The 19,959-nt window shown below is 68.1% G+C and carries 20 protein-coding genes and 1 pseudogene; 13 read left to right on the forward strand and 8 right to left on the reverse strand.

Annotated elements, in window-relative coordinates; all coding sequences use genetic code 11:
* Positions 1–90: 90 nt before the first annotated feature.
* Positions 91–608: pseudogene (locus tag ABD209_RS04715) on the reverse strand (transposase); the annotation flags it as partial.
* A gap of 467 nt (positions 609–1,075) precedes the next feature.
* Here ABD209_RS04715 and ABD209_RS04720 point away from each other — a divergent pair.
* The 4 genes from ABD209_RS04720 to ABD209_RS04735 are packed head-to-tail and all read left to right on the forward strand — an operon-like array spanning position 1,076 to position 2,716.
* Complete coding sequence (locus ABD209_RS04720) at positions 1,076–1,657, forward strand: helix-turn-helix domain-containing protein (RefSeq protein WP_344062834.1); 582 nt, start codon at positions 1,076–1,078, stop codon at positions 1,655–1,657.
* Positions 1,654–2,055, forward strand: coding sequence for a transposase (locus ABD209_RS04725; protein WP_344062837.1), 402 nt, complete (start codon positions 1,654–1,656; stop codon positions 2,053–2,055). Before ABD209_RS04720 ends, ABD209_RS04725 begins: the two co-directional genes overlap by 4 nt.
* Positions 2,056–2,098: 43 nt before the next feature.
* On the forward strand, positions 2,099–2,377 hold the full coding sequence (locus ABD209_RS04730) for a transposase (protein ID WP_344062949.1): 279 nt from the start codon (positions 2,099–2,101) through the stop codon (positions 2,375–2,377).
* Between the two features lie 51 nt (positions 2,378–2,428).
* On the forward strand, positions 2,429–2,716 hold the full coding sequence (locus tag ABD209_RS04735; protein ID WP_344062840.1) for a hypothetical protein: 288 nt from the start codon (positions 2,429–2,431) through the stop codon (positions 2,714–2,716).
* A gap of 82 nt (positions 2,717–2,798) precedes the next feature.
* Here the strand turns inward: ABD209_RS04735 and ABD209_RS04740 are convergent, their stop codons facing one another.
* From ABD209_RS04740 to ABD209_RS04755, 4 genes are all read right to left on the reverse strand, one after another.
* Positions 2,799–3,773, reverse strand: coding sequence for a hypothetical protein (locus ABD209_RS04740; RefSeq protein ID WP_344062843.1), 975 nt, complete (start codon positions 3,771–3,773; stop codon positions 2,799–2,801).
* Between the two features lie 170 nt (positions 3,774–3,943).
* On the reverse strand, positions 3,944–4,780 hold the full coding sequence (locus ABD209_RS04745; protein WP_344062846.1) for an amino acid ABC transporter ATP-binding protein: 837 nt from the start codon (positions 4,778–4,780) through the stop codon (positions 3,944–3,946).
* The gene (locus ABD209_RS04750) at positions 4,777–5,745 is read right to left on the reverse strand and encodes an amino acid ABC transporter permease (protein WP_344062849.1); all 969 of its coding nucleotides are present in this window, start codon (positions 5,743–5,745) and stop codon (positions 4,777–4,779) included. Before ABD209_RS04750 ends, ABD209_RS04745 begins: the two co-directional genes overlap by 4 nt.
* Positions 5,746–5,748: 3 nt before the next feature.
* Positions 5,749–6,687 carry an ABC transporter substrate-binding protein gene (locus tag ABD209_RS04755; RefSeq protein ID WP_344062852.1) on the reverse strand — a complete coding sequence of 313 codons (939 nt, stop codon included), beginning with the start codon at positions 6,685–6,687 and terminating at the stop codon, positions 5,749–5,751.
* Positions 6,688–6,843: 156 nt separating this feature from the next.
* Here ABD209_RS04755 and ABD209_RS04760 point away from each other — a divergent pair, with 156 nt between their 5' ends.
* From ABD209_RS04760 to ABD209_RS04780, 5 genes are all read left to right on the forward strand, one after another.
* Positions 6,844–7,236 carry a phage holin family protein gene (locus ABD209_RS04760; protein WP_324386350.1) on the forward strand — a complete coding sequence of 131 codons (393 nt, stop codon included), beginning with the start codon at positions 6,844–6,846 and terminating at the stop codon, positions 7,234–7,236.
* Between the two features lie 5 nt (positions 7,237–7,241).
* Complete coding sequence (gene hisC, locus ABD209_RS04765; protein ID WP_344062856.1) at positions 7,242–8,333, forward strand: histidinol-phosphate transaminase; 1,092 nt, start codon at positions 7,242–7,244, stop codon at positions 8,331–8,333.
* Between the two features lie 9 nt (positions 8,334–8,342).
* On the forward strand, positions 8,343–8,942 hold the full coding sequence (locus tag ABD209_RS04770; RefSeq protein ID WP_344062858.1) for a histidine phosphatase family protein: 600 nt from the start codon (positions 8,343–8,345) through the stop codon (positions 8,940–8,942).
* Between the two features lie 125 nt (positions 8,943–9,067).
* The gene (locus ABD209_RS04775; RefSeq protein WP_344062861.1) at positions 9,068–9,481 is read left to right on the forward strand and encodes a hypothetical protein; all 414 of its coding nucleotides are present in this window, start codon (positions 9,068–9,070) and stop codon (positions 9,479–9,481) included.
* Between the two features lie 119 nt (positions 9,482–9,600).
* Positions 9,601–10,386 (forward strand): thermonuclease family protein, encoded by a 786-nt coding sequence (locus ABD209_RS04780; RefSeq protein ID WP_344062864.1) that lies wholly within the window; start codon positions 9,601–9,603, stop codon positions 10,384–10,386.
* Positions 10,387–10,401: 15 nt separating this feature from the next.
* Here ABD209_RS04780 and ABD209_RS04785 read toward each other — a convergent pair whose 3' ends face one another.
* The gene (locus tag ABD209_RS04785; RefSeq protein WP_344062867.1) at positions 10,402–10,917 is read right to left on the reverse strand and encodes a DUF309 domain-containing protein; all 516 of its coding nucleotides are present in this window, start codon (positions 10,915–10,917) and stop codon (positions 10,402–10,404) included.
* Positions 10,918–11,217: 300 nt separating this feature from the next.
* On the opposite strand from ABD209_RS04785, the gene pdhA reads away from it, so the two are divergent.
* From pdhA to ABD209_RS04805, 4 genes are all read left to right on the forward strand, one after another.
* Entirely contained in the window at positions 11,218–12,366 is a 1,149-nt protein-coding gene (gene pdhA, locus ABD209_RS04790; RefSeq protein ID WP_324387537.1) for a pyruvate dehydrogenase (acetyl-transferring) E1 component subunit alpha, read from the forward strand.
* A complete protein-coding gene (locus ABD209_RS04795) occupies positions 12,363–13,334 on the forward strand; it encodes an alpha-ketoacid dehydrogenase subunit beta (RefSeq protein WP_324387536.1) in 972 nt (323 codons plus the stop codon). The genes pdhA and ABD209_RS04795 overlap by 4 nt, the downstream gene beginning before the upstream one ends.
* A gap of 35 nt (positions 13,335–13,369) precedes the next feature.
* On the forward strand, positions 13,370–15,004 hold the full coding sequence (locus tag ABD209_RS04800; protein WP_344062874.1) for a dihydrolipoamide acetyltransferase family protein: 1,635 nt from the start codon (positions 13,370–13,372) through the stop codon (positions 15,002–15,004).
* A 160-nt stretch (positions 15,005–15,164) separates the two neighbouring features.
* On the forward strand, positions 15,165–16,133 hold the full coding sequence (locus tag ABD209_RS04805; RefSeq protein WP_344062878.1) for a TolB family protein: 969 nt from the start codon (positions 15,165–15,167) through the stop codon (positions 16,131–16,133).
* Positions 16,134–16,143: 10 nt separating this feature from the next.
* On the opposite strand, the gene ABD209_RS04810 is transcribed toward ABD209_RS04805, so the two are convergent.
* Positions 16,144–18,222: a hypothetical protein gene (locus tag ABD209_RS04810; RefSeq protein WP_344062881.1), complete on the reverse strand. Its 2,079-nt coding sequence runs from the start codon at positions 18,220–18,222 to the stop codon at positions 16,144–16,146.
* A gap of 79 nt (positions 18,223–18,301) precedes the next feature.
* A complete protein-coding gene (locus tag ABD209_RS04815; protein WP_344062883.1) occupies positions 18,302–19,921 on the reverse strand; it encodes an MDR family MFS transporter in 1,620 nt (539 codons plus the stop codon).
* Between the last annotated feature and the right edge of the window lie 38 nt (positions 19,922–19,959).

Consider the following 19,959-nt stretch of genomic DNA (forward strand, 5'->3'; position numbering starts at 1 on the left):
CCCGAGGGCCGACTGCCGCCAGCTTCACCCAGCCGCTGCGACGGCCAAGCGATGTCGGTCTCTCACCTCCATCCGAAACAACAGCGCCTCGTGGCGCACCACGTGCTCGTCCACCCCGACAACAGCGACCCCGTCGAACCGGGCCGGGTCAGCGATCAGGACCCGCTTCCCCTCGGCCAGGACCGCGTCGTTGGCGGTGTTCCACGCGACCCCGAGCGCCTCGGCGACCCGAGCGACGGTCAGGTGCTGGACGACCAGGCCGGTCAAGGCCCACGCCAACCCGGCCCGGGAGACCTTCGCGCGAGCGTCGGCGGCCTTGCTCGTGTCCTGGCGCCACACGTGACCGCAGCCGCGGCACCGGTAGCGGCGGACCGTCACCGACACGTGGTGGGTCGCCACCCGAACGGTTCGTGCGCCAACTCCCGGACCACGCTGTCCCGGGCCGTGCCCTCGCAACCGCAGCGTCGACACCATCGGTCATCCTCGACAACACGGCACGCCAGCACCGCCCGATCGGGTTCGACCCGTTGACCGGTCACCACCAGCCCGAGCCCATCGAGGCGGGCGAACGTCGTCAGGTCAGGGCAAGCGAAGGTAGCGTCAACCACGTCGAGGTCCTCCGGATAGGCAGTGTCAGAACTTCCATCCTCAGGGGGCCTCGACCCCTACCCAGCGACCGACGCGCCGCCCAGCCCTACACCCTTATCTGTGATGAGCCTCGAAACGCTGATCTGATCTGAGGCGGGATCGGCCGTCGGAGCGCTCGTAACCGCGCGTGTTCTGGCCTCTGCGGAGGTCGAATCTTGTTCGCGTTGAGGGTTTTTCGTGTATCCGGGCAGGGTGAAGCGGTGGCCGTCACCCGATCAGGGCGACAGCCCGGCCGCGCATCAGCCAGTTCGCGTTGGTGAACAGGATCAGCAGCTGATGGCGGTTCTTCGCCCGCTCGCGGTGCCGGGGTTTGGTGAACCCAAAGTGGCTCTCCGACTCTCCGCGTGATGTGGTCCTGATGTGAGGGCTCGTGGCCCTGTAGCAGGCTGGGTGGTGTCTATGCATCCAGTCAGTCAGGACCACGAGCGTGTTCAAGCCTACGGTCGACGCTGCCAGTGACGCGGCGTCTGTGTTGTTCAACCTGCCCGAGTACCGCGTGCTGGCAGTTACCCGCGACGAGCGTGGTGGGCGGGAGGTGTTCATCGAGACCCTGGTCAGCGAGGCGGGCTGCCCGTCGTGTGGGGTGGTCACAGCCCGGGTGGATCAGCGCACCATGCAGCGGGTTCGGGATGTGCCTTTCGACGGGCAGGTGACGGTGTGGTGGGTGAAGAAGCGGTGGCGTTGCGGCGAATCGCTCTGCGGGAAGGCGACGTTCACCGAGCACACCGACCAGGTCCCGCCCTACGCGCGGCTGACGACCCGGCTCAAGGAACGGATCGTCACGGCGCTGTCTGGGCAGGTCCGCTGCGTGGATGCGGTCGCCGCCGAGCTCGGGGTGTCGTGGCCGACCGCGATGCGGCAGCTGACCCGCGCCGCCGCTGCCAACGCCGAGCGAGCGGCGGCACGACCCGCGCTGGTGTATTCCCTGGGCATTGATGAGCACCGGTTCCGCGCCGTCCGAGGTACAGGGACGAGCACGACACGTGGCGGCGAGTCGAGCCGTGGATGACGACGTTCACCAACTTGGCCACCGGGCAGGTGATCGGCGTCGTCGACGGCCGTGACTCTGCCGCGGTCAAGACCTGGCTCAAGACCCGGCCCCGCTGGTGGCGGCACCGGGTACGGGTCGTGGCGATCGACCCCAGCGCGGCGTTCCGGTCCGCGGTCCGGTCCTGGCTGCCCAAGGCCAGCGTCTCGGTCGACCACTTCCACCTCATCCAGCTCGCCAACGCCATGGTCACCAACGTGCGCCGCCGCGTGTCGTGGGACCGGCACGACCGCCGCGGCCGAGGCAGCGACCTGACCTGGGCCAACCGGCTCCTGCTCATGCGCGGCTACGACTCCCTATCCGCCCGCGGCCGCACCAAGCTCAAAACCGTTCTCGCCCAGGACGACCCAACCCCGTGAGATCGGCGCCGCATGGGGCGTCAAGGAACAACTCCGCCGCGTCCTGGCCTGCACCACCGTCGCTGACGCCCAACGTGAACGAGCCACCTTCAACCGCTACGTCACCCTCGCCGCGATGCCCGAGACGAGCCGGCTGAAGAAGACCATCGACACCTGGTGGCCAGCGATTGCCACGTTCATCCGGACCCGAGCCACCAACGCCAAGACCGAAGCCGCCAACGTCACCGTGAAGAACATCAAGAGGACCGGCCGCGGCTACCGCTCCCGCGAGAACTACCGATGCCGCATCATGCGCTACAACGCCGCCCGGACGGCAGCGTGACCACCCAGCCACATCACGCGGAAAATCGAAGACCCCCCAAAGTCCCGTTTGATGATCAAGGACGGGTGCCGCAAGGTGGCAACGGCATCAAACGCGATGCCTTACCAATTGCGCAAAGAATGTCTATGGGTTAAACAACCCATAGATGTCTATCCTCATGGGTTGGTCGACCCACATCCTTTAGATGAATGGGTTCGTCAACCCTATGGGTTGTTCAATCCATCGACGAATTCGCCAAATGGTCATTTCCTTGTTTTGCCGGAACTTCCCGGGAATCGACAAGGAATGGAGGTGGCGAAGATGCACACTTACGGGTGGATCATCACGCTCTTCGGCTGAGAAGGCGACGCAGCCGTGCGACGCCGAAGTGGCCAGCGGGCCGACTGGATCTCCCAGTCGGCCCGCTTCGTACTGTGCGCGGTTAGGGGGCGTCGTCAGCCCACGCCCATTGGATGCCACTGGTCAGCCCAGGCAGGGGATTGGTGAAACGTACGTCCACGGGGACATCGGCTGCCAGGTCGATCTCCTCGGCCAAGGGAGTCATGGGCTCGACGCCAAAGAAGTTGGGCAGGGCGTTGCGAAGAATCCACGCCCGCTTGGCGACCATCGGGCTGCCGAAATGAACGGTGCATCGGAATTCCCTCGTGGGACGGATCGGCGTGAAAACGGACATCGGGGCCATCCAGTCGCGCGCGGGGAGCGTGCACTCGAGCCCGAACGTCACGATCTCACCCACGCGCATTGGTGCGGGCAGCGATAGTTGGGTCATCCATAGCGACGGGCCACTGCGTCGGACTTCGATGAGCCGGGCGCCACCGGAGATTGCCACAGAGATATCTCCGAGGGACTCGGCGGGGTGCGGTGGCAAACTGATCGGCTCGGTAAGTTGGGTGGCGCCACCGACCGTCGGAAACAGTGACTTCTGTATCCGAAAGACTGGCTGACGGGCTCGTAAGTCGGCCTCAACCCACATCGACTCGATATACCAATCGTCGCGTCGGGGGTGGCCGGATGCCTCGACCTCGGCGTGGCCGTGGTTGCGCATGAGGTAGATCGCCACACCGACATTTGCCTTTTCCAGCCAGCGACGGAGGGTGCGTGTGTCGCGGTCGAGTTCGCTGGCTGCCCGGTCGAGACGGGCGGCCATGGTCGGCTCCGCGCTCTTGAGTCCAGACGCGAACTCGAAGACCGTGGCCTGACGCGGCGGGAGCGTGCGAATACCTGCCACCAGCCCGGAGATGAGGTAATCGCGGGCCTGCACGGGTGATAGAGGGTCTTCGAGCTGCAGTGCCGCCATCAGGGCCGGGCCGATGAGTCGGTGGATATCTCCCGTGCGCACGCCCTGGCCCCGGTGCAGGGCGGCCAATTCGTCTGTCAGTTCCTCTAGCGGCTCCATATGGACAACCTCCCGCGTCAACTCCTGGGCGACAAGCGAAGTCTCACCATCGGCCGTGAGTTTAGTTACACCTTGCTGCGAACTACCGGTGTGCCCGCGAGCGCGAGGCGCAACTGCATCCGTGACGGGTCTTTCCCCCGGACGTTCGGTGGGCAAGAGTCGAATCATTGTCACATTGCTTCGTCGACGCGATCCTTCAGGGCGGAGGCGGTCTCTTCGTGTTCGGCGCGCATCCGGCGCAGGAAGCTGCGGGTGCGCTCGTGCTGCGGGTCGTTGATGACCCGCTTCGGTGGGCCCTGTTCGACGACCACGCCACCGTCCATGAAAACGACGCGGTCGGCCACATCGCGCGCGAAGCCCATCTCGTGGGTGACGACGATCATGGTCATGCCTTCATTGGCCAACTCCCGCATGACAGTGAGCACCTCGCCGACCAGTTCCGGGTCGAGCGCGGACGTCGGCTCGTCGAAGAGCATCAGCTTCGGGCGCATCGCCAGGGCCCGCGCGATCGCCACCCGCTGCTGCTGCCCGCCGGAAAGTTGGGCTGGGTAGGCGGCTGGCTTGTCGGCGAGCCCGACCCGCTTCAGGAGCGTATGGGCGCGTTCGGTCACCTCCGCCTTGCTCTCGCCCTTGACCTGGCACGGGGCTTCGACGATGTTCTCGAGCACCGTCATGTGCGGGAAGAGGTTGAAACGCTGGAAGACCATGCCGATGTCGCGGCGCTGGCGGGCGATCTCTTTGTCGTGCAGCCGATGCAACCGGCCACCCTTGTCGGCGTAGCCCATCAGGTCGCCGTCGACCCAGATTCGGCCGCCGTCGATCGTCTCCAATTGGTTGATGCAGCGCAGGAAAGTCGTCTTGCCCGACCCCGACGGCCCGAGGAAGCAGACGACCTCGCCCTTGTGGACATCCATGTCGATGCCCTTGAGCACCTGATTGCTACCGAAGGACTTGGTGACATTCACCGCATGAACGAGCGGCGTTCCGCCCTGAGGTCGATCCGTCATACCGAGCCCGCTCCCGCATTGCCGACGCCGACCATTTTCGCTTTCAGCGCTTGGTTTTTCGGCTTCTTCGCGGTGCCGAAGCCGCGGCCGAAGTGACGTTCGAGCCAGGCCTGGCCGACCATCAGGACACTGCAGACGATGAGGTACCACAGCACGGCCGCCATAAAGCCAGGCACGATCTGGAAGCTGCGCTGACCAAACCCGTAGGCCTGGAAGTAGAGCTCGGTGATGATCGAGGCCGCAATGAAGAGCGAGGTGTCCTTGACCATGGCGATGGTCTCGTTGCCGGTCGGGGGCACGATGACCCGCATCGACTGGGGCAGGACGATCCGCCGCATCGTCTGGCCTGGCGACATGCCCAGCGCTTGCGCTGCCTCCGACTGGCCCTTGTCGACCGACAAGATGCCCGCCCGCGCGATCTCGGCCATATACGCCGCTTCGGAGAGGCCGAGACCGAGGATGCCCACCCAGATCGTGCTCGAAATGCTGTTCCAGCTGAAGGACCAGAAGGTGCCGTCCCAGCCAAGGCCGAGGGCTCTGCTGATCTGCTGGCCGAACGGGATGCCGACATCGAAGTTGCGGTAGAGCAGCGCGATCGCGCCGCCCATAAAGGCGAGCAGCACGTAGCGCGGCATCGCTCGGAAGAACCACGTATAGACGAACGAGACGCCGCGCAGGACCGGGTTGTCGGACAACCGCATGACAGCGAGGATGACGCCCAGAACGATGCCAAGCGCCATCGAGCCGATGGTGCCGAAAATGGTCCCCTTCCACAGGCCCTCAATGACGGGCTTCTGCTGCATGATCTGGAAGGCCAGCGACCAGTTCCACTTGGGGTTGGTGACGACCGAACTGATCATCATGGCCACGACGATCGCGATCCCGACGACAGCGATCCAACGTCCGGGATGCCGGACCGGCCGGGCGTGGATCGCGCCCGGTCGGTCCGTGGTCAGGTCCGTCACCGATCAGCCCACAGAGGGGTTGACCGCGAAGTCGTTGATGGCCCCGCCTTCGGTCTTCCACTTGGTAAGGATGGCTTTGTAGGTGCCGTCGGCATCGAGGGCCTTGAGGGCGCCGACGATCGCCTCACCGAAGGCCGTCTGGTCCTTGGGCAGGACATACCCGTACGGCGCCGAATCGTATTGCTGGCCAAGGAGTTCCAACTCGCCATTGGTCGTCTCGACCGCGGCGATCGCCGGCGGCAGGTCCACCATCATCGCGTCGGCCTTCCCGTTCTGGACCATCGCCGTGACCTTGCCCTGGTCGGCGTCGATGAGCAACTGGATCGGGGGCTTGCCGGCGTCGGTGCAGGCCTTGTTGCGCTTGGGGTAGTCCACATCGGACTGGACGGTGGCCTTCTGAGCGGCCACCTTCTTGCCGCAGGCGTTGTCCGGGTCGACCTTCTCCGGATTGCCCTTGGCGACAACCCACTGGGTGCCGGCTTTGAAGTAGGACACCATCGTCGCGACCTTCATCCGGTCGGCGTTGATGGTGAACGAGGAGACGCCTACGTCATACTTACCGCTGCCGACGCCGAGGATGATCTGGTCGAAACCGGTCGGCGCCCATTCCGTCTTGAGGCCGAGCTTGGCGGCGACGGCGTCGAAGAGTTCCACGTCCATACCGATCACGGTCTTGCCGTCGTTGTCGAGGTACTCATTGGGCTGATAGGTCGCGTCCGTGCCGATGACGATCTTGCCCGCCGTCTTGATCTTGTCCGGCACCTTGGCGGCGAGCGCCGGGTCGACGGCCTCGCTCGTCGGGGATGCCGCGGAGGTGGTGGCGCCCCCGCCTGCACTCGCCGACGTCGACGAGTTCGACAGCGAGTCGGAGCCGCAGGCGCCGAGCGCCAGCGTGAGCGAGAAGGCGCCCGCGAGGGCGAGAGCAGAACGACGGCGAAGCACGAGAATCCTCCAGGGGCAAAGCAACCATGACGAGCGTCCGTATGACGTGTCCGTCGGAGCGTAGCCCGCGCACGTTGCGCTGCCCAGCACCATCCGGTTACAAAACCGTTTCCCGAGGTCCAGCGCGGCAACAGCTTTATCGGTCAGGATGGCCGTATGCAGAACATGCTCATCAAGGTCGGTGTCAACGCCGTCGCACTCTGGGTCGCCGCGCTTGTGGTCAACGGGGTCCGGCTGGGGGAGGACGCGGACAAGCTCTCCACCCGGCTGCTGACCATCGTGCTCGTCGCGATCATCTTCGGCGTGGTCAACGCGGTGGTGAAGCCGATCGCCACGTTCTTCTCCTTTCCCGCGATTATCTTGACGCTGGGCCTGTTCACCTTCATCGTCAACGCCTTCATGTTGCAGATCACCGAGTGGATCTGCTCGGCCCTGAATCTCGACTTCACCATCGACCACTTCTTCTGGAATGCCGTCATGGCCGCCCTGGTGATCACCCTGGTCTCGATGGTGCTCAACTTCGTCCTGCCCGACGACGACAAGAAGTGAGCCGTATGCCGTCCGGTCCCGCCACCCCCGCGCCTCGCCCGGTCCTGGCGAGCCTGCCGGCCTATCGCCCGGGACGCCCACCGGCCCCGGTGGCGGGACTGACGGCCTACAAGATCTCCTCGAACGAGAATCCTTATCCGCCGCTGCGGAGCGTGCTCGCCGTCGTGCGCGAGGCTGCGGCAGGGATCAATCGCTATCCCGACATGGGCAACACTGCCCTGCGGGAGGCGCTCGCCGAGCGGCTCGGCGTCGGAGTCGGTCAAATCGCCTGCGGCACCGGGTCGGTCGGCGTCCTCGGACAAATCATGACCGCCATGTGCGAGCCGGGCGATGAGGTGGTCTTCGCCTGGCGCTCCTTCGAGGCCTACCCGATCGTCACCGCGCTGGCGGGCGCCCGTCCGGTGCCCGTGCCCCTCACCTCCGGGCACGAGCACGACCTGCCAGCGATGCTCGGCGCCATCACCTCGCGCACCAAGGTCGTCCTCGTCTGCACGCCGAACAACCCCACCGGCACGTTCGTCCCCGACGCGGACTTGCGGCTCTTTCTGGACGCCGTTCCTCCCCATGTGCTCGTGGTCATCGACGAGGCGTATCTGGAGTTCGTCACCCACCCTGGTGCGCCCGACAGTCTGTCGATTGCTCGCGATTTCCCCAATGTCGTTGTCCTGCGGACGTTCTCGAAGGCCTACGGCCTCGCCGGCCTCCGCGTCGGGTATGCCGTGGCGCCCGAGCCACTGGCCGAGGCACTGCGGGCGACGGCGACGCCCTTCGGGGTCAATCTGCTTGCTCAGGCCGCCGCGCTCGCCTCGCTGGAGGCGATCGATGAGTTGACCGTCCGGGTCAAGGACCTCGTGGCCGAGCGGGAGCGCGTCGAGGCCGCCCTGGCGGTCCAGGGGTGGCGGCTGCCGGCGAGCCAGGCGAACTTTGTGTGGTTCCCGCTCGGCGAGGACACAGCGGCGTTCGCGGAGGTGTGCGAACGACGTGCGTTGACCGTGCGGCCATATGGCACGGACGGGGTGCGCGCGACGATCGGCGAGCCCGAGGCCTCCGACCGGCTGCTCGAGATCGCCGCCCGCTGGCGCGCCGCGCGCGCCTGAGGTTGCCGTATGCCGCGCGTGGTCTTCCTGACGCACCCCCAGGTGGTGGTCGACCCGGCCGTCCCGGTGCCGGGCTGGGGGCTGTCGGAGGTGGGCCGGGCGCGCGCTGCGGCCCTCGCGGGGGGTGCGTGGTTGCGCGATGTGACCTCGGTGTGGTCGTCGGACGAGCGCAAGGCGATCGAGTGTGCGGACCTGCTGGCGGGCGCGTTGCCGCGGCAACGGCATACGGGATTGGGTGAGAACGACCGCAGCGCAACGGGATTCGTCCCGCCCGCAGAGTTCGAGGCGCTGGCGGATGCCTTCTTCGCCGAGCCGTCACGCAGCGTGCGCGGCTGGGCGACGGCCGCGGACGAGCAGGAGCGCATCGTCGCGGCGGTCGAGGACGTGCTCGCCGACCCGGCCTCCGGAGACGGCGACGTCGTGATCGTCAGCCACGGGGCCGTGGGCACGCTGCTGTGGTGCGCCCTCTCGGGCGTGCCCATCGCGCGCGCCTACGACCAGCCCGGCCAGGGCCACTTCTACACCTTCGACCGCGACACCCGGCGCGTCCTGAGCGGCTGGCGCCCGCTGGATGAGGTGGCGGGTCAAGGTGATGAGTCCGGACGCTAAGGCCCCATTGGGCTCGGAAGGCGAGCTACCCTTGCCATTCCCCTTCTGACGACCAGGCTCGTGTCAATGCTCCAGCGTGCCTGGCCGTTCGAATTCCCGTACAAGCTGTCGCCAGGAGTTTCGCCGTGCCCACCAGACCTGCCACGCAGAAGAGGTCCGCGGTTCTGCTCGCCGCAGGGGCTGCTGCCGCCGTGATCGCCGTGCTTGTGCCCGTGCTGAACCATGGCGAATCACCGGCGACGGCTCAGGAACCGACGACCCAGGGATCGCCGACGCTGGGCGCCACGACCACGAGGCCGCCCATTCGCGACTCCGTTGTCTCGCTGGAGGCGGAGGCCCCGCGGGGCGAGCTAAGTGCGCTGGCCGACTGGGCGTCGAACTTCGAGTCGACCGTCGACTTCACCGAAGGCCAGGACTGGCGATCGGGGCCGGCGCGGGAGGTTGCGGCCTTGTCCAAGGAGCATCCGTGCCGGACTCCGCCAGCGCAAAGCTCATCCGGCGCGCTGCCTCCCAGCTCTCCCGAGGCGAAAGTGCTCTGAAGCACTCGCATTTCAAGACAGCCAAGAATGCTTATCACATTGCGGACCAGGCGATTTCGGGCGTGCCGAAGGCGCTTCAAGCCGATCGTGTCGCGCTTGAGAAGTCGTCGGGTAACCGCATGGATGTGCGCGGTGATGTGGGCAGCGGGACTGCTGTGGTCGTCCGTTGGAAGGACGGCGACTCGCTAATCACCTCGGTGGGTGAGGTGCGACTCATCGGCATCAATGCTGCCGAGCTCTCGACAAACTGCCCGGTGAGCCAAGAAGCCGCTGATTTCTCGAACCAGGCGGCGCCACCCGGAAGCACGATCGCCCTGGTCGATCCGGCGTCGGTCACCGATCGCGACCGCTATGGCCGCCTCCTGCGCTATGTGACGCTTCCTGATGGGAATGATCTCGGCCTGGCCCTGATCAAGGCCGGGCTGGCACGGGCTGAGTACGACGCCACGACCGGCTTCGAATGGCACCCCGCCCAGGCCGACTACCGTGGCCAGCCCCAGCCCGAGTTCCCCGAGGGATGCGCCACCGAGCCGCCCCCGGTGCTCCCGGCCGATCTGGCCGACGGCGGCGCTGCCTGGGCCAGCGCCCTGGCTGCCGCGACGGTTGCCAGCAAATCCACGGACGCCTTCCCTGCGTGGATCGACGCTGCCGTGACAACCGCTCGAGAGGCCGCGATCGCGCGCGCCGAGGCGCGCGCACGGGCACTTGCCGAAGCGCGGGCGAAGGCAGCAGCCCGCGCAAGAGCGGCAGCTGCGGCCCGGGCCCGCGCGGCTGCCGCCGCCGCTGCGAACAGCCGGCCGCCGAGGTCCTCCAGCGGCTCGTCCGGCGGCTCCAGCGGGGGCTATCCCGGCTACACCGGGCCACGGTGCTATGCCCCTGGTGGCCAGACCTGGCGCCCCTGCTGACGTCGTCGGTCCCAGTCAGGCCCAAGGCGGTTGCGCGCGACGGGCGCGGGCGGCGATGTCCGCCACATCGAGCCCGTATGCCGTTCCCTCGCCCACGGCATTCGTGTCCAGCCGGGCGGCGCCGCGAGCGCGTAGCGCTGCGGAGCCCGTGGCATTCCCGCGGGCGGCGTGGGTCAGGCCCACGCAGATCTGGGCCAGGCCTTGCCATAGGTCGCGCTCGCCCTCGGGAGCGGCCTTCCAGCGGGCCTCCAGGACCTCGTGCGCGCTGAACGGGCGGCCCTCGCGCAACCGCGCCCGGGCAGCGGCGATGGTCTCCATGGGGGGCAAGGGCTCCTCGGAGACCGGCTCGACACCGACGGCGCCATAGGCGAGCGGGCGGCCGAGGGCGTCGCGCGGGCGTTGCTGGCGAGCGCGTCCGGAGGCGTCGCGGTCGCGGTCGGGAGCGGGCGGCATGCGGGAGGGCTCGCGATCACGGGGAGGAGCGGGCGGCATACGGGAGGGCTCGCGGGCGCGGGCGGGAGCGGGCGGCATACGGGCACTCCTTCCGCGTGCGGCGGCACTCAGCACAGGGTAGGTGACGTCCAGCAGGCTCGACCCTGTTGTAGGACACCTAACTGCTGCTAGCAGAGGTTAGGTCCGGGGGTCGCGCGCGGTAGGTTAGGGCCGACGCAGCATGCACACGCGGCCACGACGACGTGGTCGTGACGCCCGCCGCACCGAGGCCTGCAGGCAGACCGGTCACCCCCGGCACCCACGCAGCCAACGCCGGCGATTCGACATAAAGCACCCGGCCGGCGGACACCCCCGCACACGGGTGGGGAATGGAGCGAGATGCCGGAGCAGGCGAGGACCCCGCGGATCGAGCCGCGGGACGGCGGGCCGGACATGGTCCAGTTGGTCACCCCGGAGGGCGAGCGCGTCAGTGATGAGCGCTTCGACCCCATCGTGGACGGGTTGACGCAGGAGGACATCCAGGGCTTCTACCGGGACATGGTCCTGGTGCGCCGGATCGACAACGAGGCCACCGCGCTGCAGCGTCAGGGGGAGCTCGGTCTCTGGGCGCCCTGCCTCGGCCAGGAGGCCGCGCAGGTCGGTTCGGGCCGCGCGCTGCGGCCGCAGGACTTCGCGTTTCCGACCTATCGCGAGCACGGCGTCGCCTGGTGCCGCGGGGTCGACCCGCTCAACCTGCTCGGGATGTTCCGCGGCGTGCACAACGGCGGGTGGAACCCGTTCGAGAAGAACTTCAATCTCTACACGATCATCATCGGCGCCCAGACGCTGCACGCGACCGGCTACGCCATGGGCGTCCAGCGCGATCACGCCGTGGGCACCGGCGAGCCGGACCGCGACACGGCCGTCATCGCCTACTTCGGCGACGGGGCGAGCGCCCAGGGCGATGTCGGGGAAGCCTTCGTCTTCGCTGGGGTCAACAACGCGCCGGTCGTCTTCTTCTGCCAGAACAACCAGTGGGCCATCTCCGAGCCCAACGAGCGTCAGATGCGCGTCCCGATCTATCAGCGCGCCAAGGGCTATGGCTTCCCTGGCACCCGCGTCGACGGCAACGACGTCCTCGCGACGTATGCCGTGACCAAGGCCGCGCTCGACGACGCCCGCGACGGGCAGGGGCCGGCCCTGATCGAGGCCTTCACCTATCGGATGGGCGCGCACACGACCTCCGACGACCCGACCAAGTACCGTGTCTCCGCCGAGGTCGAAGTGTGGAAGCTGCGGGATCCGATCGCCCGGCTGCGGACGCTGTTGGCGCGGTCCTACGGCGTCGGTCAGGTCTTCTTCGACGCCTGCGATGCCGAAGCCGACACGGTCGGCGCGGATCTGCGGGAGCGCTGCCTGGCCCTGCCGGACCCGAGCCCCTTGTCGATGTTCGACCATGTCTATGTCGATGATCATCCGGTGATGACGGCCGAGCGCGAGCGCCTCGAGGACTACCTCGGCAGCTTCGAGGGGGCGCACGCGTCATGAGCACCCTGACATTGGCCAAGGCGCTCAACTCCGGCCTGCGCGCCGCGATGGAAGCCGACCCCAAGGTGCTGCTCATGGGGGAGGACATCGGCAAGCTCGGTGGCGTCTTCCGGATCACCGAGGGCCTGCAAAAGGACTTCGGCGAGGACCGGGTCATCGACACCCCGCTCGCCGAAGCGGGCATCGTCGCGACCGCGATCGGGATGGCGCTGCGCGGTTACAAGCCGGTGGTGGAGATCCAGTTCGACGGCTTCGTCTACCCCGCCTTCGACCACATCGTCAGCCAGGTCGCCAAACTGCACGCGCGATCGCTGGGCAATGTCACGCTGCCGATGGTCATCCGCATCCCCGTCGGCGGCGGCATCGGTGCCGTCGAGCATCACAGCGAGTCCAATGAGGCCTACTTCGCGCACACCGCGGGGCTGCGCGTCGTGGCGTGCAGCAACCCCGACGACGCCCACTGGATGATCCAGCAGGCGATCGCCCACCCGGACCCGATCCTCTTCTACGAGCCCAAGCGCCGCTACTGGGACAAGGGCGAGGTCGGCGCGGCCCCATCGCGAGATTTGTTCAGCGCCAATGTGATTCGGCCCGGCACCGATGTGACCGTCTTAGCGTATGGCCCGATGGTGCGCTCCTGCCTGCAGGCGGCCCAGGCCGCCGAGGAGGAGGGCCAGTCGCTGGAGGTCATCGATCTGCGCTCGCTGACACCGCTGGACACCGACGCCATCTTCGCGTCGGTGCGCAAGACCGGCCGGTGCGTGGTCGTGCACGAGGCCGCGACCTTCCTCGGGATGGGCGCGGAGCTCGCGGCCCAGATCCAGCAGGAGTGCTTCTATTCGCTGGAGGCCCCGGTGCTGCGCGTGGGCGGCTACAACGTGCCCTACCCGCCGAGCCGGATCGAGGAAGAATTCCTGCCCGATCTCGACCGGGTCCTCGACGCCGTCGACCGTGTGCTCGCGCACTGACCGCTCAACGAATCCGTCCGGAGGTATGACGTTCCATGCGTGAGTTCAAGCTCCCCGATCCCGGCGAGGGCCTGACCGAGGCCGACCTGGTCACCTGGCGAGTCGCCGTCGGCGACACCGTCAAAGTCAACGACATCGTCGTCGAAGTCGAGACCGCGAAGTCGATCGTCGAGCTTCCCATCCCGTATGCCGGCGTGGTCGCCGCCCTGCTCGTCGACGAGGGCGCAACCGTCGAGGTCGGCACGCCGATCATCGTCATCGACGACGGCTCGGGTGGGTCGTTGCCATCGGGCGGTGGGAGTGCTGCGGCGCAGGGGCCGGGAGCCGCCGCGACCGGCGCGGCGCCCACGGCCACGCCTGGCGCACCGGAGGTCAGGCAGTCGGAAACCGTTGCGGGACAATCGGTCACGCCGCAACCCGCTGGTTCAATGGATCAGGCCGGCTCGGGGGCCGCGGCTGCTCCGGCGAAGCTGGAGCGCACCCCGGTGCTCGTCGGCTATGGCGTCAAGCACACCGAGGCCAAGCGCCGCCCGCGCCGCAAGGCCCAGCTGCTGCAGACCGTCGCGCACTACCCGGACGAGGAGCCGGCGGTCAAGCAGTCCGTCTACGCCGACGCGAGCAGCGGCGTCGGGGAACTCGTCGCCGCGCATTCCACGCACGTGCTGCGTGACCGGCGCCCACTGACCGAGTTGACCGACCACTCGCCCGAGGTCCAGGCGCGGATGCGGGCGCTGGCCAAGCCGCCCGTGCGCAAGCTCGCTAAGGACCTCGGAGTCGACCTCGTCGACATCGCCGGCTCCGGTGACGGCGGCGTCATCACCCGCGAGGACGTGCTCGCTGCCGCCGGAGGCGCAACGGACGGTGCCGGTGCTGCGACCAGCGCTGCCACGGCCGCGGGAGCCGGGACGAGCGGTCCGAGAGCCGAAAACCGTGGTGCGGCAACGGCATACGGCAATCGCGGGGAGGAGCGCATGCCGATCAAGGGGGTGCGTAAGGTCACCGCGGCGGCGATGGTCGGGTCGGCCTTCACGGCGCCGCATGTCACCGAGTGGGTCGACGTGGACGTCACCGCGACCATGGAACTGGTCGAGCGGCTGAAGAAGGACCGCGAGTTCCGCGAGGTCAAGGTCACCCCGCTGCTGGTGCTCGCCAAGGCGATGTGCGTTGCCGTGCGGCGCAATCCGGGCGTCAACGCCACCTGGGACGAGGCCGCCCAAGAGATCGTCGTCAAGCACTACGTCAACCTCGGCATCGCAGCGGCGACCCCACGCGGGCTGCTCGTGCCCAATGTCAAGGATGCCGACCTGATGACCATGCGCGAGCTGGCGGGCGCCATCGGCGAGCTGACCGCGACCGCGCGCGAGGGCAAGACCCAACCGGCCGACATGAGCGGCGGGACGATCACGATCACCAATATCGGGGTCTTCGGGATCGACGCCGGCACGCCGATCATCAACCCCGGCGAGTCCGCGATCCTGGCCTTCGGGACGATCGCCCGCAAGCCGTGGGTGGTCGGGTCGGGCGCCGACGAGCGGATCGAGCCGCGGTGGATGACGACGCTGGCGCTCTCCTTCGACCACCGCCTGGTCGACGGCGAGCTCGGGTCGCGTTTCCTCGCCGACGTCGCCGCGATCCTCGCCGACCCGGCGCGCGGACTGGTCTGGGGGTAGGGCGCGGCTGGGGTCAACGCGCTCAGGGGTTATTCAGTTTCCGATGACAGCGGGCGCGGCCGCTGAAATGCTGTGCTCCGACGCGGATCGGCGGGGCAACCGGACCCACGGACGCGTGCGACGGAGTCGTGATCGGGCGTCCCGGACATCAGGAGGATCGGTGCGTTCCCGTCGCCTGGATCTCGCTCTCGTCTCGACCACATTGACCGCCCTCGCCGCCGCCGCCGGCGTCGGTACCAGTACCGCATCGGCTCAACCCGCCCCCGCCAACGGGGCCTTGCTCTTTGGGCGCGGCGGCAACCTCTACACGGTCCTCCCGACCGGTGCCGTCTTGCGTCAACTGACGACAAGCGGCACGGTCACCAACGCCCAGTGCTCCCCGGACGGGACGAAGATCGCCTCCAGCGATCGCAGTTCGGGCAACGACGACGCGTGGACCATGAAGGCCGATGGCTCGCAGAAGGTGCGGGTCACGACCTCTGCCCTGTCCCAGACCGACCCCTCGTGGTCGCGCGACGGCAGCAAGATCGCGTTCACCGGGGAGCGGAGGGTCAACGGCGTCTCCTATTACGACGTCTACCGCCTCAACTCGAGCGCACCGGATGGCAGCGCGATCCGGTTGACCAGCTCCCGTCTAGCTGGCGACGGCAGCGAGCGTTGGGACTACGTCGCCCCGCGCTGGAGCCCGGTCAACAACACCATCCTGATCACCGAGGGTGTCAACTATTTCGACGGCAACGTCGGCCGGGCGCCCAAGTTGATCGACGGTAGTACGGGTGCCGCGCGCGCCAACTATTGGAGTGTCGACGCGCTCTCGTGCGACTGGAATCCTGGCGGCTCGGCCTTTGTGCTCAACGCGGACAAGTCCGGCGGTCACCAGACGGACTACAACTGCATCCAGAAGGCCGCAGTCTCGGCGCACACCGCCACCGATGTCACCAGCTGCAACCCGGCGGTCGGCAATCAGTGGTCGACGGTCTGGTCGCCCGACGGCCTGCTGATCGCGTACGCCCAAGGAGGGCTTGGCACGCCGCAGACGCCGGGGTCGACCTATTTCATCAAGCCCGACGGCACGCGGAACAGGCTCTTCCTCGCCAACGCCCTCCCGCTCGACTGGAAACGGTCCTGAGCGAGCCCGGTCACCACAGCAGCGCGTATGCCGTGCCACTCGTCGTCAGCGCGACGCCCCCGGTGAACGTGCCGTCGCCCCGCCCGAGATAACGCGTCATCGCGCCGGTGTCCCTGGTGACCGTCACCAGGTCGGTGACGCCGTCGCCGTTGAGGTCACCCGGGCTCGCGATCAGCCGCCGGGAGTCGAAGCCCTTCCACACGTCCCGCACCTTGGCGAAGCCGGTCGCGGACGAGCGCCAGATCGACAACTGGCCGGTCCCGTCGACGATCCCGACATCGCCCAGGCCGTCGCCCGTCACATCGCCGACCTGGAAAGGCTTCTGTGCCGCAGCGAGATTGCGCCCAAGGGTGGCTTTGAGCACGACATTGCCTTTGCTGCCGCAGGCGAAGTGGCTGACGATGCCATCGGGCCCGAGCGCCAGCAGGTCGGGGGAGCTGTTGTTGTCGAAGCGGCCGACGGCAGCCACCAGCCGGTATTGCCCCCAGCCGCTCGCCACGACCACCCCAGAGGCGTATGCCGCCGCCCCCAGCCCCCGGAAAAGCGCCAGGTCGCCGTCGGTCTTGGTCACTCCGAAGAGATCATTGTGGCCATCCCCGTCGACGTCGCCGGGCGAGCCGAACCACGAGTACCCCGACCAGTCGCCACCACGTGGGCTGGGCGCGGCGAAGCCACCCGTCCCATCGCCGGAGTGGACGGCCATCGCGCCCTGCCAGGTGACGCTGAGCAGGTCGACGGTGCCATTGCCCGTGGCGTCCCCGAGGGTCGTGCCGACGAGTTGCGCACGACGGGCCCAGACGATCCGCGAGACGCCCTCGATCGTTGCCTGCTGATAGGCCTGGCTGCTGCCGGTCGCCCGGGTCTCGACGGCGATCTGGTAGGGCACCGGGGTCGCAAAGCTCCAGCCGATGGAGTTGACGTGCCATCCGGTCGTGCGGGCCAGCCACCCGTTCTTGACGGCGACTGACCCGCGCGGCGGGCCGGCGGTGATGCCCCACGCCTGACTGGAGGCGACGGTGGTCATCAGCGAACGGGCATACGTGCGGTTGGTGTCGCTGATCAGGCCGCCGGGCGCGGCGAAGTGGCCCAGCACCATCACCCAGTCGCGCGAGCTGGTCTGTGTCAGGCCCCAGTGCCCGGCCGGGTCGACGATGACGTCGCGCGCGCCCATGGCGAGCATGGTGCTCTTCAGGCCCGCGCCGCCGCCGATGTCATCGAAGAGCGCGGTGGCTGCGTCGTTGTCACTGACCTGGATCATCGGCGCGATTTTCGAACGCTCCCAGCTGGAGAGCGAACGCCCTTGTCGCTGAGCGCGATCCATCACCGCGGCCATGATGCCGACCTTGACGATGCTGGCCGTGAACTGCCGCGTCGCGCCATAGGTGTAGGTCTCCAGGCGGGTGCTCCCGGTCGGTCGCACCGAGACCGTGACTTCGCCGCCGCGCGCGCGGATGTAGCTCGCGAGTTCGCTCTCGAAGGGGAAGCGCTGGGCGCTCGGGTCCGCCGGCAGTGGCGTCGGTGTGGCGGTGATCCGCACGTGCGCGGTGATCGTCCCGAGCCCGTATGCCGTGGCCCCCTCCCCGACGTCGCGTCCGATCGCGCGCAGCCACGGCGCGAGAACGAGGCGGGTGGTCGCGGAGTGGCACGCGGAGCCGGTGCCCTGGGCGGGCGCCGTGATCTGGGGACCCGCGGGCGTGCGTGCGGTCAGGCCGATGCGGCCGGTGAGCGCCAGGGCGGAGGTGTCGGCGACCCGCGCGCCATACGTGCTGGCGGGGTCGGGCGTCAACGTGACCCGGCCGATGTCGTCGCAGATCAGGTCGATCGTGGGGCCTCGGTCTGCCGCGACGGTCGGCAGGCCGCTAGGCGCTCCGGCTGCTCGCGAGCTGGGCAGAGCGGCCGCCGGTGGGCCAGGCACGACGGTCGCCGGTGGGGCGGGCACGACGGTCGCCGGTGGGCCGGGCACGGCGGTCGCCGGTACGGCGACAGCCGCCGCACCGGCGTGGGCAGCAGCCGGGACGGTGCCGGCGGCAAGACAGAGCGCCAGCACGCTACCGTTGAAGCCGCTCAGGGCCGACCTGCGAAAACTCATGTTCTCGACACTAGGTGAGCCGACCAGCCGAGTCCCGCCCGGGGCGCCGACCGGGCGCGGACTTGCTCGGAGGGCCGGCCTACTCGGCCAGGACCGGGACTTCGTCCGGCGCGGGAAGGCGCAGGTCGATCTGCGGGATCGCCCAGGCCACGATCGCGCCGAGCACCATGACGGCCGAGGCGAATAGGAAGACGTGGTCCATCGAGTCGGCGAAGCCCTGAAGGAAGGGCTTGGCCAAGCGCGGGTCCAGGCTGGTCAAGAACGAGGAGTCCTTCATGACCGCATTCGAGCTGGCCCCGGACTTCAGCTGCGCCACGAACTCGGCATTCGCCGGGTCGGCCAGCGCGGCCTGGAAGTCGGCGGTGCCACGGGCCTCGGTCATCCGCTCGGCGATCCGTGTGGGCAGGGCCGAGAAGAGGATCGAGAGGAAGACCGCCGTGCCCAGGGTGCCACCGATCTGCCGGGTGAACGTCGCCGACGCGGTCGCGACACCCATATCGCGGCGGTCGGCCGCGGCCTGAATGGCCAGCATGAGCGGCTGCATCATGAAGCCCATTCCCATGCCGAAGAGCACCATGACGATCATCAGTTGCCAGAGGGGGGTGTCGAACTTCGTCCAGTGCAGCGTGAACAGGGCGATCGCGATCATCGGCCCGCCGGCGCGCAGGAAGGGCCGGTAGCGCCCGGTGCGGCTGATGGTCTGACCGGAGATCACCGAGCCGGCCATGATGCCGAGGGTCAGCGGGAGCAACTGCAGGCCGGCCTCGGTCGGCGAGGCGCCCTTGACGATCTGCAGGTAGAGCGGGAGACACGCGATGCCGCCGAAGAGCGCCATACCGAGCACGGTCGAGGCGATCGACCCGATGCCGATGGTCTTGTTGGCGAAGAGGCGGATCGGCAACAGCGCCTCCTCGCCCATCCGCCATTCGATGAACTGGAAGGCCAGCACGCCGGCGACGCCGATGACGTAGCAGAGGATGGCGTCGGTCGAGGTCCAGCCCCATTCGCGGCCCTGCTCGGCGACGAGCAGCAGCGGCACCAGGCCGACCGAGAGCGCCGCGGCGCCCCACCAGTCGATGCGGTGGTCGAGGCGCGTATGCCGCAGGTGCAGCGTCCGCACGACCACGAGGAGCGCGACGATGCCGATCGGGACGTTCACGAGGAAGACCCAGCGCCAGCCGGCGATGCCGAGGAAGCTCGTCATACCGGCGAAGAAGCCGCCGATGACCGGGCCGAGCACGCTGGAGGTGCCGAAGACGGCGAGGAAGTAGCCCTGGTATTTCGCCCGCTCCATCGGCGGCACGATGTCGCCGATGATCGCCAGGGCAAGGCTAAACAGGCCGCCGGCGCCGATGCCTTGGACCGCGCGGAAGGCCGCGAGCTGAGTCATCGAGTTGGCGAAGGTGCACATCACCGAGCCGATGATGAAGACCGAGATGGCGGTGAGAAAGAACGGCTTGCGTCCGTAGATGTCGGACAACTTGCCGTAGAGCGGCGTGACGATCGTCGAGGTGATGAGGTAGGCCGTCGTGACCCACGCCTGGCGGTCCAGGCCGTGCAGGTCGTCGGAGATGGTGCGGATGGCCGTGGCGACGATCGTCTGATCGAGGGCGGCGAGGAACATGCCGAGCATCAGGCCGGTCAGGATCGTGACGATCTGCCGGTGTGTCAGCGCGGTATCGGGATGATCAGGGCTCATAGGAGGTGGCCTCGAGGAGTCGGGGAGGAGGGGGGTGG

The organism is Nostocoides vanveenii (genome assembly GCF_039531165.1).
Lineage (GTDB): Bacteria > Actinomycetota > Actinomycetes > Actinomycetales > Dermatophilaceae > Nostocoides_A > Nostocoides_A vanveenii.